We start from the raw sequence: 15,823 nt of genomic DNA on the forward strand, positions 1-15,823 counted from the left end.
AAAATAACTTAGATTTTTAAATTATCTATTACTTTATTCCTAAATTTGCCATTTAATCGGTCAAATGGCTGATGATAAACTTGGATAATTCAGGAGGAGGCTTATGCAAAGGTTGATATTTTTGTTTGTGCTGTTATGTTTTGCGCTGGCGGTTGCCGGCCAGAATGTTACTATTCAAAAATCTGCGGATGTTGTAGTAATCCGGGGAAAGAGTTATTATTTGCATACTGTGCAGCCCGGCCAGACTTTGTTTTCGTTGTGTAAGGCTTATGGGGTAAGTCTGGAGGAAGTAAAGGCGATGAATGATAAAAAGGATGATAATCTTTCTTTGTATGAAGTGTTGAAAATCCCTTTTGTGGAATCTGGTGTACAACAGGATAATAAGTATTCCTGGCATCGGGTGGAAAGGGGGGAAACCATTTATTCTATAGCCCGTCGTTTTAATTTAAAACCGAAGGAGTTGTTGAAATACAATCCGGAGTATTCGCATAATGAGCCTTTGGCTGTGGGGGCTGTTGTCAGAATTCCTTTGGGTGCTGCCGGTCAGGACGTGGCTTCCGGAGAGGGGGGGAAACAGGTGGGAACCAGGCCGGTATTGAGAAAGGAGGAAGAGAAAAAAGAGGATTGGCTCCGAATCAGCGACTCCGGTGCGGAATTTACCGGCCGGGAACAAAAGAAGGAGGAGGGATTGCCGGCTGATTCGGCAACGTGGATAGAAGTGGACCGTCGTCAGGAGGATGTGCGGAATGATTTGCCGGTGGTTGGTTTGCCCTCGGCTTCCTATGTAAAGATAGCCCTTTTGTTGCCTTTGTCTGCGGGGGAATACCCCTCCTATCCGGATAGTTTGCAGCCCGGACAATCGGTGACGATTTCGAGTCGTTCGGAGCAATTTATCAGTTTCTACGAAGGGGTATTGTTAGCCGTAGACAGTTTGAAGAACAAGGGATATAAGATTGATTTGCATGTTTTTGATACGGAGCGGAATGTGGAGAAATCTTGTCAGTTAGCCAGGAGGTTGAATGAATGGCAACCGGATTTGGTCCTGGGACCGGTGTATGGTTCGGAATATAAAGCTTTGGCCGATAATCTGGAAAATAAGAATATACCTTTGATTTATCCTTTGTCTTCCCGTGCCGAGCATTTCAACACATATCCCAATTTTGTACAGGTGAATGCTTCTTTGAATAGTTTGGCGGAGGAAATGGCTGAATGGATTTCAAGGCAGGTGCTTCATGCTAATGTTGTTCAGCTCTGTATTTATGGAGAGGATGCTTCCGACAGTCCGGAGAAGCAATTGTTTAAAGACAGACTGGGACAGGTAGAAGGTGTGGGCACTTTATATTGGGCTGCGGAAGAGATCCTTTTGGATTCTTTGCGGTACAGGTTGTTGCCGGACCGGGAGAATATCCTGATATTGCCGACTGTGAAGGAAACGGAGGTGAGCAAAGTATTGCCTTTGATTTCTACTTTAACGGACGGTTACCGTATTACTGTGGTGGGGTTGCCTGAATGGCAGACTTTTTCTTCTGTGGACCATGAGACTTTTTATAAGTTGAATACGAAGTTGTTTACCTATAGTTACGTTGATTATGCGGCGGAACCGGCACGTCGTCTGGCGGAGAAATATCGTTTATATTTCCATACGGAACCCGGTAGTTTGGTGTATAAGGCTTTTGATATGGGTATGTATTTTATCGGGTTGGCAGCGCAATACCGGGAACGCGCGTTGGAAGCTTTATCTTCTTGCCCTTGGGACGGCAGTTTTTCGAGATTCCGTTTCGGCCAGATGGAACATAGCCTGGGAAAGGAAAACCGGGGTTTTTTCGTGGTGAATTTTGCTTCGGATTATACCCTCAGGATTCATGGTTCGGACCTGTAACAGGAAGAACGTAACCGGATAAAAGGTTTTTGCGTATCTGTTTAAGGCAGGAAGAGACCGGACTGCCATGAAATGTTAATCGGGAATGGTATGGATAAGTTTGAGGATATTATTCAGGGAACTACCCCTGTTTTAGTTGATTATTTTGCTACCTGGTGCGGTCCTTGTAAAATGATGCATCCGGTGTTGGAAGAGTTGAAGAGGCAGTTGGGCGACCGTCTGAAGATTTTAAAGGTGGATATAGACCAACCGGGCAACCGCCGGAATGTCGGTTTTTATCAGGTACAATCTGTTCCCACTTTGATTTTGTTTAAAGGCGGAAGGGTAATCTGGCGTCAGAGCGGAGCATTGCCGGCACATCAATTGAGGCAAATTCTGGAACAGTATATTTAGAACAACCGGAAGTAGGTTGCAGCAGGCTGTCATTTGACCTTTCCTCCGTATTTCCAGGCTTTGCGGTAGTAGTCTTCTTGCAGGTGGCTTACAATCACTCCCCGGGAGGTGGAGGCATGAAGGAAGTGGCCTGATTTAAGGAATATACCGACGTGGTTGATTCCTCTTTTGTTTTTGGAAGTATTGAAAAATACAAGGTCGCCTGCTTTGAGGTTCCCTTTGGTGGTCCTGCGGCAGTTCTTTTCTGCCAGTCTGGCTGCGGACCTTTCCAGTGGTTTGCGGTAGACTTGTTTATAGATTTGATAAACCAGACCCGAACAGTCAACGCCTTTTTTGGTTGTGCCTCCGTAACGGTAAGGAGTGCCTATCCAGGCAGCGGCTTCGGTATAAAGGCGGAGGTTGTCTTTTTTGGTGATTTTGAATCCGAGTTGTTGGGATAACCGGGCTGTCTGACTTTGAGTGAGGTGTTTATGGCTGCTGCATGAAGTAAAAAGCAAACCTGATATGAATGCACCTAAAAGGAAGAATCTTCTCATATGTTTTTTTCAAATCTGTAGTCATGAATCCCCAATTCCTGATAGGTATGAAGTAATTCTTCGTCGTTGTCAGTAATGACCAGGAGTTTATCCCCTGTTTTTAATATGGTTTTTCCCCTTGGAATAAAGAACTTCATATCGCGTTTAACCATTACGACCAGAGTATTATCCGGAAGGGTTAAATCCATCAGATGATTCCCTTTTTGCAGCAATCCGGCGGAGACCTCGATTTCTGTCATCGCCGATTTGATTTCTTCTGGTAATTCCACTCCGAAATTATTGGCCTTGTTTTTTTCTTCTTCTGCCAGGCCCAGCAGACCAGCCATATAACTGACGGTGGTGCCTTGCAGGATGAGGGACACGATGGTAATGAAAAAGACTACATTAAAGATGAGACTGGCATATTGTATCTCGGCAATCAGGGGATAGGTGGCAAAGATAATAGGTACGGCCCCCCTTAAACCGACCCAGGAAACGTATAATTTGGCTTTTGAAGACATTGTGTGAAAAGGGGCTAAGCAAAGAAAAACACTTAACGGACGGGCCAGCAATATCATGAATATACCGATCAGTAAGCCCAGGCCGGCTATGGGCAACAGGTCACTGGGATTGACCAATAGTCCGAGGGTAAGGAACATGACGATCTGAAATAACCAGGTGAAGCCGTTGAAGAAGGTCATGGTACTTTTTTTATGTTGTATTTTATGGTTACCGACAACTAAACCGGCAATGTAGACGGCCAGATATCCGTTCCCTTTTATGGTTTCGGTGATGGAAAATATAAAGAATACGCAGGCCAGTAAAAGAATCGGGTAGAGAGATTGGTTATCTACGTTGAGGCGGTTCATCATCCATACGGCAATACGTCCCAGAACATACCCGGCTAAGGCTCCGACTCCCATCTGAATAACAAAAAGGCCGGCGGAATACCATAAATTGATATCCCCGGCAGGAGTGCGGATGATTTGTATCAGCAAAAGGGTCAGCATGTAAGCCATCGGGTCATTACTTCCGCTTTCCAGCTCTAACATTGGACGAAGCTGTTCTTTTAACCCTTGTTTTTTGCTTCTGAGGATAGAAAATACGGAAGCAGAATCGGTAGATGACATTACTGCAGCCATGAGCAATGATTCGATAAAAGTCAGGGTGGAGTAATCGGAAAGAATACCGGTAATTCCGAAAATGAAAGCTCCGGTGATTAAAGTAGTGAGTGCGACTCCCAGGGTAGCTAAAATAATTCCCTGGCCGAGCACGGGCTTGATTTCCGAATATTTGGTGTCCATCCCGCCTGAGAACAGGATGATGCTTAGGGCAATCATTCCGATGAACTGGGCACTTTGGGGATTGTTGAACTGGATTCCCAGACCGTCGCTTCCGAATAACATGCCGACTCCAAGGAAGAGGAGCAATACCGGTACGCCGAACCGGAAGCCTGCTTTTCCGGCTATGACACTAAAAAATAAGAGCACAGCTCCGATTAACAGTATATTTCCGGTATCTATAATCATAAGAAAGGAAGGATATTTAATTTAAGGTTTTGGAAACATGATTTTTTCATCGGTTTCTGCCAGGATGGTTTCCGGATTTTCTCCGTCCTGCAGGCGTAAGGTGATGTTAGTCAGCCGTGCAAATTGGTGGCTGCAGCGAAAATCTTCATACCGTTCATCCAATATATCCTGGAAGTATTTTTTTCGTTCTTCAGTGGTCATTTCTTCCCATTTTTCTTCTTTTTCCTGCAAAATGTCCAGAATAAATTCCGCGGCCCAGCTCCCTAATTCTTTTTCTTTGTTCCAGTCCGGTTCATAGCGGTCCAGTTCATTTATCAACTCTTTTAATGCCGGGGTGTCATACCAATCCCGGTAGACCTGGATTAAATCTTCGTTGCCGGGAAAGTTTACTGCTAATTCTTCTAAAATTTTTTCCATATAGTTACTTTCTGCCAACCAAAAATAATGAATATATTTATAAATTATGAATTGGGGGCAGATTTATTTTGTGTGAAGAATGGGAAGAATAAAAAAGCGGAGGTGTTTGACCTCCGCTTCTGGGTTTATACTGCTGTTGTTTAAATTTCGATTTCAATCATCGGAGCATCGGCTGCAACGTTTGCTCCTTCTTTTACCAGCAGACGTTTTACCGTACCGGCATATTCAGATGCAATGCTGTTTTCCATCTTCATGGCTTCGAGGATAACTACTGTCTGGCCTTTGGTAACCGAATCTCCCGGTTTTACCGTGAAGCGGAGCACGCATCCCGGCATAGGAGCTTTCACTGTTTTGCCGGTAATCGGTTCTGCTTTTTCCTCAACGTTTGTTTGTTGTGCTTTTGATTCTTCCTTGTGTTGGGCTTCATAAGCTTCTACCTTTTGTTTTGTAAGGAAGTTTTTGGCAACCTGGGGGAACAATTCCAGCAACAGAACTTCTTTTTCATTGGCTGCCAGTTTCACTCCGCCTGCTTCCGGCAATTCGGGATTAGGCTGCATCTGGTATTTGCTCATGTCGTAAGGAATTTCCTCGCGGGTTCCGGCAATTTTCAGGCGGAATTCCGGGTTTACAGGTACCGGTGTTTTTCCGTATTCTCCTTTTACAAGGTTGACAAACTGATTGGAAACATTGCTGTACATCGGTTTGCCGGCTTTGATGTCGAGGGCACAGTTTACAGCCTGGGCACCTACGATTTGGCTGGTCGGAGTTACTAACGGAGGCAGACCGGCAGCTAAACGTACAGTCGGAATCAGTTCCATGGCTTTTTCCAGAATATCCATAGAATTCAATTGTTTCAACTGGGCCACCATGTTGCTGTACATTCCTCCGGGTACTTCCGCTTTTTTTACCAGTTCGTTCGGTTTGGGGAAGTTGAAGTAAGCCTCGATGGCATGACAGGCATTCAGTAAGGCTTCCTCGTTGTTTGCTTTGGCTGCTTCGATGGCTTTGTCAAATTCTTTGTCGATGTCGGCGGGCAAAGTGTCTGTCAACGGATTGAAAGGATTCGGGAATTGTTTGGTTGCATCGTAGGCTTCCAGTTCTTTGCGGATATTGAATAATTCCTGGTTGATTTGGGCTACGGCTTCCATGTTGATGTCGAGTTCCACACCCAGTTTCTGGCAGAAAATGTAAACCAGCTCGATTGCAGGAGCTCCCGTACCGCCTGCAAAGTTCCAGATATTGGTATCAACGATGTCTACTCCTTTCAGGATAGCCATTAATACTGCGCCGAGGCCATAACCGGGTGTACAATGGGTATGGAAATCTACAGGGATAGAAAGGTTTTGTTTGAATAAGGGTACTAATTCCGCAATCCGTGAAGGCTGAATCAAACCGCTCATGTCTTTTATGGTTATCATATCTGCTCCCAGTGCGGCCATTTGTTTGGCTTTGTCTAAAAAGTACTCATTGGTAAAGACCGGAGCCGGGTTTTTCTTGCCTTTTAATTTATCCCAGAAACTCAGTGCCGGATATTTCGGGTCAATGGTGTAGCATACTGCACAGTCGGCTATTCCACCGTATTTCTTTACGTATTTGATGGTGGATTTTACGTTGTTGACATCGTTTAAGGCATCGAAAATACGCATAATCCCCAGTCCGGAAGCGATGGCGTTTTTGCTGAATCCTTCGATGATTTCATCTGTGTAAGGTGCATATCCGAATAAGTTCCGGCCTCTGGAAAGGGCGGTCAGTTTGGAAACATCGCCTACTGCAGCTTTGATTTTTTCCAATCTGGTCCACGGGTTTTCGTTCAGGTAGCGCATGACAGAATCGGGTACTGCGCCTCCCCAAACTTCCATGGCATAGAAATTGGCATTTTTATAGAATGGTAACACTCTGTCGATCTGGTTTTGAGTCATACGGGTGGCAAAAGAAGATTGCTGTCCGTCTCTCAAGGTAAGGTCTCTGATTAATAATTTTTGTGCCATAATTTCAGTGTTTGTTTTGGTATTTTTTTTGGTTTGTACAAAACTATTAAATTAAAATGACACCGTCTAATAAAATAACAAGAAATTGTGGAAAAAAATCATTATTTGTTTGTGGAAAAAGTAATTTGCTTTTAAATCATAATAAAAACGGAATATTTTTAGTGTTTTCTTTTAATTCTAATGTTAGTTTAGCTATGTTTGTAATCTGTTTTGTTGGAAGCAAGTGGGCGTTTTGGGGTACAAAGGAGCCGGATGGCTTTCAGCAAGGCGCTTTAGAGAATAAATAATTATGGAAAAAATAGCAGTATTCCCGGGGTCATTTGATCCTTTTACCATAGGACATGAAGAGATTGTCAGAAGAGGATTGAAGTTGTTTGACAAGATTATTATTGCAGTGGGATTGAATCCGGTAAAAAAAGAGTTTTTGAGTACCGATTGCCGTATCCGTCTGATTAAAAAAGCTTTTGAGGATACTGACCGGGTATCTGTGGAGCCCTATTCCGGATTGACGGTGGATTTTTGTGAACGGGTAAATTCGCATATCATTATCCGCGGGTTGCGTACTGCCGCCGATTTTGAATATGAACGGGCGGTGGGACAAGCCAATCGTGCCATGGATGGGCGGATTGAAACAGTTTTTATCCTGACTTCAACGATTCATACTTTTGTCAGTTCGACGATTGTGCGCAATATATACATGAATGGCGGAGATGTGACTAAATTTTTGCCGGAACGTCTGACGACCCAGGATTTAAGACGATGTGTGGAAGCACAGTGATTCAGGAAAGGAGATTTAGAGTGAAAAACAAGTGGATAAAAACCGGTTCAGCTATTCTGGCATTGATTGCCTTGTTTTTTCTATGCTTACCGGTGTATATGCGGGAGGCTTTGATTCATTGGTATCCGGATATTACGGATACTTATATTTTTGCTTCGCATGTGGTTGAAAAGGCTGATTCCTGTTGGGATTTTCCTGAAGCGAAGGGATTCAATGATTATGAAATGACTCCGGAGGAAGATGCTTTTTTGAAGCAATACGGGACGGTGGCTTTTCTGGTGATTCGCCAGGATAGTGTTTTGTATGAAGAATACCGGGACGGCTGGGAACCTGGGAAACTTTCCAATATATTTTCCGCTACCAAAAGTATTGTAGGGTTGTTGGTGGGTATTGCCTGTGACGAGGGGTATATTGAAAGCCTGGATGATAAGGTCAGTAAGTATTTGCCGGAATTTCGGGAGGGCGATAAAATAACAGTCCGGAATTTACTGACGATGAGTTCCGGTCTGAATTGGGATGAAGCTTATACGGCATTGATTTCTAAAACGACCCAGGCGTATTACGGGGATAATATCCGGGAATTGATTATGGGGCTGGAAGTGGTGGAAGAGCCGGGGAGGCGGTATTCTTATAAGAGCGGAGATACCCAGTTGCTTGCTTTTGTATTGGAGGCGGCTTTGAACCGGAGCGACCGGGGGAAGGAGCAGAGACCGGCAGGGGGATATACTCCCTTGACGATTAGTGAATATGCACAGGAGAAGTTGTGGCAACCCATCCAGGCCTGTCGGAGTGCTTTGTGGAACCTGGACAGGGAGGGGGGCGATGAGAAGACCTATTGTTGTTTCAATACGACAGCCCGTGATTTGGCCCATTTGGCCCGTCTGGTTCTGCATCATGGGAGTTGGAACGGCAGGCAGGTGATTTCTCCCGCTTATTTACAGGAAGCGATTTCTCCCGCTTCTTATTTAGAGAATGAGTTTGGGGACGGGCCTTTGGATTATTATGGCTTCCAGATTTGGATTATGCATTATGGGGGCATGCAGTTTCCTGCTTTCCGGGGATTGGGAGGCCAGTATGTTTTCATGATTCCCCAACGGCAGGCAATTGTAGTGCGTCTCGGCCATCGGCGTAGTGATGTGTATGAGCGGGAAGTGACCACGGATATAAGAGAATATCTGGATATAGCCTTTCGTATTTTAGACAGGCCTGAATATTAGGTTTGAAGGGATTTTTGTTTTCAGGAATTTTGTTGCAGGGCCGACAATGATGTTACTGTCGGGGGATATTGTTTTTGTTTCCTTAAATTGAAGAAAGATGCAAGGGAAAGGACAGGTTTCAGGAAGTGATTTACGGAAGCAGAGGGAGTTGTTGCAGAAAGAATATGAGTATGAGAAGGAATTGTACAGGCAGCAGCTTGAGCAACAGGGCATAGAGCGTCGAATCCGGCAGGGAATGTGTTGGTATCCGGTTCATGCCGGAGGGAGCCGCTATAATTCTTTGAATCAGTTTACGGCAGAAGTCTGCCGGAGCAAGGCGGATGAGACGGAACATGTGTTTGAATACGGGCGTCCGGTATGTTTTTTCCGGTTGCTTGGTGATGGGAGTGTCCGTTATTTCAATTTTCCGGCAGTGGTGAGTTATGTCCGGGACAATAAAATGGTTGTTGTCTTGCCGGGACCGCATGTTTTGGCGGAGTTGAACACAACTGTCGATTTAGGGGTACAATTGTATTTTGATGATACTTCTTACAAAGTGATGTTTTCCGCTTTGCAGGAAGTTATGGAGACGACGGAAGGCCGCCTTGCCCATTTACGGGAGGTGTTGTCCGGAAATCGTCCGGCTTTGAAAAGGGATTTGCGTCCCCTTTCTTTCCCGTGGCTTAATCCGTCCCAGCAAGATGCTGTGAATCAGGTGCTGGCTGTAAAGGAGGTGGCTGTTGTTCACGGCCCGCCGGGGACAGGAAAGACCACCACCCTGGTGGAGGCTATTTTTGAAACTTTACACAGGGAGGCACAGGTCATGGTTTGTGCCCAGAGTAATACGGCGGTGGACTGGATTTCCGAGAAACTGACGGACCGGGGAATAAATGTATTACGGATTGGGAATCCCACTCGGGTGAACGATAAAATGCTGGCTTTTACTTATGAACGTCGTTTTGAGGCTCATCCGGATTATCCTGAATTATGGACTTTGCGGAAAGCAGTCCGGGAGATGCTCGGACGATTGCGTAAAGGCGGGCGGAGTGAACGGGAAAGTATGCGTAATCATTTATCGAAATTAAACCTGAGGATTCAGGAACTGGAAATCAGGATTGATGCCGGATTGTTTGCTGAGGCGAGGGTAATTGCCTGTACTTTGGTCGGTTCTGCAAACCGGCTCTTGGAAAAAAAGCGTTTTTCTTCCCTGTTTATAGATGAAGCTGCACAAGCCCTCGAAGCTGCCTGCTGGATTCCCATAGGTAGGGCAGACCGGGTCATTCTGGCCGGCGACCATTGTCAGTTGCCTCCTACTGTGAAATGTCCTGAGGCTTTACGGGGCGGCCTGGGAAAGACATTACTCGAAAAAGTGGCAGTCTCTCAACCGGATGTGGTTTCTTTGCTGAATATTCAATACCGGATGAACGACGATATCATGCGTTTTTCTTCCCACTGGTTTTACCATGATGAATTGCAGGCTGCTGCGGAAGTGCATGGCCGGGGAATTCTGGATTTTGATACGGCTGTATGCTGGATAGATACGACTGATTTTGAATTTGATGAAAAGTGTACAGGGGAAGGGACCGGACGTTTCAATACAGGGGAGGCTGAATTGCTCATCCGGCAATTAAAGGATTATATGGAACGCATCGGGAGTGCCCGTATTCTGGATGAACAGATTGATTTCGGCCTTATTTCACCTTATCGGGCACAGGTGTATTATCTCCGTAGTTTGTTAAAAAAAGATGTATTTTTCAGGCCTTTCCGTCATTTGATTTCAGTGCATACGGTGGACGGATTTCAAGGCCAGGAAAGGGATGTTATTTTGATCAGTTTGGTCCGGGCGAATGAGCAGGGACGCATAGGTTTTCTGGGTGATGTGCGCCGGATGAATGTAGCCATGACCCGTGCGCGGATGAAATTACTGATTTTCGGGGATGTGGCTACTCTTACGCGACATCCTTTTTACAAAGCATTGTATGAATATTGTTCGGCCTTGTAAATGGAGTTTTCCGGTTGGAAAATGCCCCCGGACATCATAGCCGGAGGCTGAAAAAAACAGGAGGCATTATGCCGGTTTTACCAGGCTGCGCCCCAGCCATACCAAGACGATGCCTAACACGATACTCAGGATAAGGTAGGCGGAAAAATATCCCCAATGTTTGTTTTGCATCAGCAGAAACATGTCGTCCGCAAAGGAAGAAAAGGTGGTGAATCCGCCGCAGAATCCGGTAATCAGGAAAATGTTCATCTGGGTAGAGATGAGATGGGTTTTTTCTGCCATACCGAAGAAAATGCCAATAACAAAACTACCGATTATGTTTACGGCAAAGGTGCCCCACGGGAAAGGTGAAGCTGTCATATAATGGGCCAGTTTCCCGACCAGAAAACGAAGACAGGTTCCGATAAAGCCGCCTGCCCCGGCAATTAACATCGCTTTGAACATTGTTTTAAATTTTTGTGGTTAAAAAATATCATTCTTTTCTGTTTATTACTTTAGGTCCGGTCAGGATGGTTATTACGCCTCCTGTCAACAGGACAGCAATGGCTACGGCGAGCACCAGTGTTCCGCCTCCTGCTTTTAAGAGGAGCGGGATGATAAAGGTGGCTATAATGGCACCCAGTTTGCCTAAAGCGGAGGCTACCCCTTCTCCCCCTGCTCTTTCCTCTAAACTGTAAATACGGCTGGGAAGTTCGAAGGTGGACAGGTGGGGGCCGGCATTCAGAGCTAATTCAAATAAGAGAAAGCCGCTTAAGATGATCCCCGCAGAGGCTTGGTAAAGATAACCCAAAAGTGTGACAGTGAGACCGGCGGCACAAATAAAAAAGCCCAGAGCTTGTGTCCGGATGATGTCCAGTTTGCTGACGACTGTCAGTCCTGAAATAAAACCCAGTATGATAAACAGGTCGATATAAAAGGTGAACCGGAAAGATTCAATCGTTTGAGTCAGTGGGTTGGAGCTGTTTTGAATTAATCCCAGCGTCATCAGTAGGGTAGGTGTGAATATTCCGATCCCATATACTCCCATGCCTTCGCATCCCCAGGGAATACCGCTCAGAATGAGCCGTCTGAGGTTGCTTTTGCCGAATATATTTTTAGTATTACTCTGAGGTTGGGGAGTCAATTGTTTTTTATGGGCCAATTCCCCGATGTGTACATCCTGTCCCAGAAAATGTCTGACGTTTTTTTCTGCTTCTTGTGTTTTACCGTGCAGGGCGAGCCATCCGGGACTTTCAACAAACCAGAAACGGGCACCGAAAGTAATGGTTGCCAGAAGGGTGAGGAATAAAAAAAGCCGGTTCCAGAGTTCTGGGTCGGGATAGGTTCTCAGTACATACCAGACAATGAGAATCATGGAGGTGTTCCCCAGGGCGGAGGTTGCTTTGGATATGCCTAACATGGTCCTTTGCCATTTTTTAGGCATGATTTCCGATACATAAGAAGGATCCAGGGCGTAGGAACCGCCGATGCAAAATCCGATAATCAGCAAATTCAGGGTGAGTACGGCAATGGAATGGCTGAAGAAAATCCACAGGGAGGCTGCGGTAATCAGCAAAGGACACAGCCGGAAGAAAAGCAGATAGCCGTATTTATCGCTGAAATGGCCGATAACCAACGAGCCGGCCATGATGCCCGTCAAGCCTGAAGAGAAGATAAAGCCTTGCAGCCACGAAGATAATCCGGGATGGTGGGTTATGGCTATCAGGGGGGCGATAACACTGACTAACACTGCCAGTGCTCCGCCGAAAAATTGTCCGGCAGAAGCGATAATCAGTATTTTTATGTGCCTCCATCGGAGAGGCATGGTATCCATGTTATATTGCTGATGTGTAGCCGTCATTTTTAGCCTTGCTGCAGGATTTTTTTATCTATTTTCAGGTGTGGCCAGAGAAATAACCAGGTAGCGACACAAAACGGTCCGGTGAGGGTCGGGATGCCGATGGGGGCAAAGAAGGTGTCCATGCCGGCCTGGATGAAGACGGTAGCAAAGATGCCCAGTAGGGTCCATATAGCAGTTCGCCAGTTGACGTGATAAAAAGTGGTACCCAAGGCAATGGCCGTTAATACGGGACTGAATCCGAATAGTCCGTTGGCAATATCTTCTCCGTTGCATTGATAGAGGATGGCTATGCACAGGGCGAATGCTGAACCGGCGGCCGCCCAGAGTGCCGCCCAGCGGTTACTGATGAATAATCCGATTAAAAAAAGCAGGCCGGTTACCCATGAATTGATCAGAAAGACCTGGCTGATTCCGGATAGCCAGTAGATGAGCAGGTCTTTAAAGCTGGCGTTGAACGTAGTGGAAAAATGGCCCGGTAATTCGGGAGCACCTAAACCGGAGTCCGGAAGAGCGTGCATAAGGCGGGAGGCCATCAGGACAAGCCAGGTGATCAGGACAAAAGGAAACGTAAAAGAACTGACTTTATAAGGGGCCAGCAGGTCGTTCAGGCCCGTCATGACCCAGGTGGTCATGGATGAGAAAATGACAATAGCCAGCCACATCAGGGGCACATTTCCCAGAAAAGTAGGTAAGGCGCATCCTACCAATATGCCGTTAAATCCCCAAAGTCCGTTTAGTCCTTTTTCAGCCGGATATTTCAATAGATAACCGGTAATGGTTGACATGAAAGCTCCGGCAACAGCCCCCCAGGCAACTGCCGGCATGCGGGCTGTGTAGGCTCCGTAAAAAATTCCGGCCAGGAAGAAAATTCCAGTCCAGGCATTTCCCTGAAACATGACTTGTCCGGCTCCTTTCAGGAAGAGGTTGAGGAAACCAGATGAGAATATGGCCGGTAATTTGGTAGTAGTTGTTGTTTCCATGGTTTATGAATTTTTGAAATTATTTCCAGATAAACTCTTCCGGTAAAGGCTTGCCTTTGATTTGCATCCGGACAATGGAAGCAAATTCGCGGATTGTTTTTTTTACCGGCTGAGTTTCTTCCCCCAATACTTTGAATATTAGTCCGCATTCATTGGGCAGGTAACTGATTCCTGCAGCCAGATGGGGATGCCTGTTGATGAATACCTGGGTTTGGGCATAGATTTGTGTGGCATCCTGAGGTGGCGTGAGTACAATGACATTGCCCAGTACATCGTAATGATGCATTATGCCAATGTCCCGGACCGTTTTTTCTTTGGGTGCCGCAACCATCTTTTCGCGGAACAGGAGAGTCCCTTCCGGCCGGCGTGCCTGGGTACAGACAGACAACAGGTCGTATACGAACAGTTCCCCGTCCTGATAGTATTTTCGGCCTCCTGTATATATCTCCGAATAAAACAGGGTGGCTGACGGATGGATAACAATGTCCGTATTGGTGGCATAACGGCTGTTGCGGCAGGGGATTGTGGCTTCCGGAATGTATTCGAGGTACGCATTTTCTTCCAGGGTGAACGTTTGTTTCAAGCCTGAGAAGTTGTTTTTCATTTCGGCAATTTTTGTGGCAGCCCCTGTCGATATGAAAGCATAGGCATCCTTTCGGATGGTAAACCGGTTTTCATATCGGTCGCCGTCTACGTTCGGTCCTCCTGCCGAGAGGATATAGACACAGGGCATTTCGGGCATGCTTTCATCAAAATACAGTTCTTGCTGGACAATCAGAGGGGCCCGCCGTTCCCAATGCCGCATGATGGATTTCCGGTTTTCGTCAAGTTCGAAAACCAGGTCCAGTAAACCGAATTTGCCCGGTGCTCCCATACGCATAGCCTGGGTGGGTGCCTGGTAGGGCTTTAGTTCCTTGCAATGGATAAAATCATTCATTGTTTCATCTCCTCTACTTCTTTTTGGGATATCCGGTCGAACAGTGCCATATCGCGTATTAATCCGACCAGTTCCTGAATGCCTTCGCCGGTCATGCAATTGGTGAAAATAAAAGGTTTGCCGGGGCGCATCAGGGCCGAATCGTGGCGCATGACTTCCAGAGAAGCATGCACATAGGGCGCCAGGTCGGTTTTGTTGATGACGAGAATATCGGAATAGGAAATGCCCGGACCGTCTTTACGGGGAATCTTATCGCCTGCTGCGACGTCGATGACATAGATAAAGAAATCTACTAATGCCGGACTGAAAGTGAGGGTCAGGTTATCTCCTCCTGACTCAATCAATACGATGTCGCTATCCGGGAATTTCGCTTCCATCTCTTCGACGGCGGCAATGTTCATGGAAGGGTCTTCCCGTACGGCCGTATGGGGGCAGGCTCCTGTTTCTACGCCGATAATCCGTTCTTCTGCCAGGTAGCCTTTCAGCATTTTCCGGACGTGTTTTGCATCTTCGGTTGTGACAATATCATTTGTAATAATCAGTACTTTCAGGCCTGACTGTAAAAAATAGGGGGTGATGGCTTCAATCAAAGCGGTTTTCCCCGAGCCGACGGGGCCACCGATTCCGATTCGGCATGTGTTGCTCATGGTTTAAATTTTAAGGTGTTAAGGTTTTAGTTCATAAACATTCTCATTTTGCCTTTTTCGTGCAGGGAGGCAATAATGTCGATTTCAGGGGCAAAGGTCCTTATGTCTTCAAAATCCATTTGTCGGATAATCTCATAATCTGCTGTGGTCTCAGAACAAAGACGATAGAGGATGGCCTGGGTTTCGTAGTGGGAAACTTTTACGCAGCGCAGGGCTGCATTCAGGATCATATTGATGGTTCCGTATTCAATGGCGGCGAACAGTTCTTCTTCTTTGGAGCCGTTTTGCTGAAACCAAATGGCCTGTGCTATGGGATAAGTGCCCGGAACTACCTTTTTGCAGATGTCGTTAAGCCATTGCCGCATGAGGGCATTGTCACTGATTTGCATACAAATTTCGGCCATTTTTTTCCCCATACGGGTCAGCATCAGACGGGCTTCCGTGTTCATTTTACATAAGATGACCTGATGGTCGGCTTTCCGGATCATCCTGTAATCGTTCTGTCCGGCTGCGCGGAAGGCTTGCAGGGCAGCGATTCCGTCGCAGTAAATTGTTTGCTGAAGAACGGTCCGGGTATATTGTTCCAGCGTTTCGGCGTTGTGGACAATGCCTTCAAAAGCTGCTGTTTCCAGTCCATTGGAAAAGGAGAAAGTTCCGACCGGAAAGGCAGAATCGGAAAACTCCAGGAGATGCATCAATCGTGTAATTTCATCAGTCATGAG

Annotated in this window: 16 protein-coding genes; 6 read left to right on the forward strand and 10 right to left on the reverse strand. The window is 46.2% G+C overall.

Annotated elements, in window-relative coordinates; all coding sequences use genetic code 11:
* The first annotated feature begins 103 nt into the window (after positions 1–103).
* Positions 104–1,879: a LysM peptidoglycan-binding domain-containing protein gene (locus D1136_RS09080; protein ID WP_161877323.1), complete on the forward strand. Its 1,776-nt coding sequence runs from the start codon at positions 104–106 to the stop codon at positions 1,877–1,879.
* Positions 1,880–1,969: 90 nt separating this feature from the next.
* Positions 1,970–2,272 (forward strand): thioredoxin, encoded by a 303-nt coding sequence (trxA, locus tag D1136_RS09085; RefSeq protein WP_161877324.1) that lies wholly within the window; start codon positions 1,970–1,972, stop codon positions 2,270–2,272.
* Between the two features lie 29 nt (positions 2,273–2,301).
* Here trxA and D1136_RS09090 read toward each other — a convergent pair whose 3' ends face one another.
* The 4 genes from D1136_RS09090 to D1136_RS09105 all read right to left on the reverse strand — a co-directional run bounded on the left by D1136_RS09090 (position 2,302) and on the right by D1136_RS09105 (position 6,721).
* The gene (locus D1136_RS09090; protein ID WP_161877325.1) at positions 2,302–2,808 is read right to left on the reverse strand and encodes a C40 family peptidase; all 507 of its coding nucleotides are present in this window, start codon (positions 2,806–2,808) and stop codon (positions 2,302–2,304) included.
* Positions 2,805–4,316, reverse strand: a complete 1,512-nt coding sequence (locus tag D1136_RS09095; RefSeq protein ID WP_161877326.1) for a potassium/proton antiporter — start codon at positions 4,314–4,316, stop codon at positions 2,805–2,807. The genes D1136_RS09090 and D1136_RS09095 overlap by 4 nt, the downstream gene beginning before the upstream one ends.
* 21 nt (positions 4,317–4,337) lie before the next feature.
* The gene (locus tag D1136_RS09100) at positions 4,338–4,733 is read right to left on the reverse strand and encodes a hypothetical protein (protein ID WP_161877327.1); all 396 of its coding nucleotides are present in this window, start codon (positions 4,731–4,733) and stop codon (positions 4,338–4,340) included.
* Between the two features lie 140 nt (positions 4,734–4,873).
* A complete protein-coding gene (locus D1136_RS09105) occupies positions 4,874–6,721 on the reverse strand; it encodes a biotin/lipoyl-containing protein (protein ID WP_161877328.1) in 1,848 nt (615 codons plus the stop codon).
* 56 nt (positions 6,722–6,777) lie between these two features.
* On the opposite strand from D1136_RS09105, the gene D1136_RS09110 reads away from it, so the two are divergent.
* From D1136_RS09110 to D1136_RS09125, 4 genes are all read left to right on the forward strand, one after another.
* Entirely contained in the window at positions 6,778–7,008 is a 231-nt protein-coding gene (locus D1136_RS09110) for a hypothetical protein (protein ID WP_161877329.1), read from the forward strand.
* 2 nt (positions 7,009–7,010) lie between these two features.
* Complete coding sequence (gene coaD, locus D1136_RS09115; RefSeq protein WP_161877330.1) at positions 7,011–7,499, forward strand: pantetheine-phosphate adenylyltransferase; 489 nt, start codon at positions 7,011–7,013, stop codon at positions 7,497–7,499.
* A 20-nt stretch (positions 7,500–7,519) separates the two neighbouring features.
* Complete coding sequence (locus D1136_RS09120; RefSeq protein WP_370461328.1) at positions 7,520–8,716, forward strand: serine hydrolase domain-containing protein; 1,197 nt, start codon at positions 7,520–7,522, stop codon at positions 8,714–8,716.
* A 97-nt stretch (positions 8,717–8,813) separates the two neighbouring features.
* On the forward strand, positions 8,814–10,697 hold the full coding sequence (locus D1136_RS09125) for an AAA domain-containing protein (RefSeq protein WP_161877332.1): 1,884 nt from the start codon (positions 8,814–8,816) through the stop codon (positions 10,695–10,697).
* A 66-nt stretch (positions 10,698–10,763) separates the two neighbouring features.
* Here D1136_RS09125 and crcB read toward each other — a convergent pair whose 3' ends face one another.
* Genes crcB through D1136_RS09155 form a run of 6 tightly spaced genes read right to left on the reverse strand, consistent with a single transcriptional unit; the run spans position 10,764 to position 15,820 of the window.
* A complete protein-coding gene (gene crcB, locus D1136_RS09130) occupies positions 10,764–11,141 on the reverse strand; it encodes a fluoride efflux transporter CrcB (RefSeq protein WP_161877333.1) in 378 nt (125 codons plus the stop codon).
* 28 nt (positions 11,142–11,169) lie between these two features.
* The gene (locus D1136_RS09135) at positions 11,170–12,537 is read right to left on the reverse strand and encodes an MFS transporter (RefSeq protein WP_161877334.1); all 1,368 of its coding nucleotides are present in this window, start codon (positions 12,535–12,537) and stop codon (positions 11,170–11,172) included.
* A 2-nt stretch (positions 12,538–12,539) separates the two neighbouring features.
* A complete protein-coding gene (gene yut / locus D1136_RS09140) occupies positions 12,540–13,517 on the reverse strand; it encodes an urea transporter (RefSeq protein WP_161877335.1) in 978 nt (325 codons plus the stop codon).
* Between the two features lie 19 nt (positions 13,518–13,536).
* Positions 13,537–14,454, reverse strand: coding sequence for an urease accessory protein UreD (locus D1136_RS09145; protein WP_161877336.1), 918 nt, complete (start codon positions 14,452–14,454; stop codon positions 13,537–13,539).
* Complete coding sequence (ureG, locus tag D1136_RS09150) at positions 14,451–15,101, reverse strand: urease accessory protein UreG (protein WP_161877337.1); 651 nt, start codon at positions 15,099–15,101, stop codon at positions 14,451–14,453. Before ureG ends, D1136_RS09145 begins: the two co-directional genes overlap by 4 nt.
* Positions 15,102–15,127: 26 nt before the next feature.
* On the reverse strand, positions 15,128–15,820 hold the full coding sequence (locus D1136_RS09155; protein ID WP_161877338.1) for an urease accessory protein UreF: 693 nt from the start codon (positions 15,818–15,820) through the stop codon (positions 15,128–15,130).
* Positions 15,821–15,823 lie beyond the last annotated feature (3 nt).

It is taken from the genome of Odoribacter sp. Z80, from assembly GCF_009935865.1.
In the GTDB taxonomy this organism is placed as follows: Bacteria; Bacteroidota; Bacteroidia; order Bacteroidales; family Marinifilaceae; genus Odoribacter.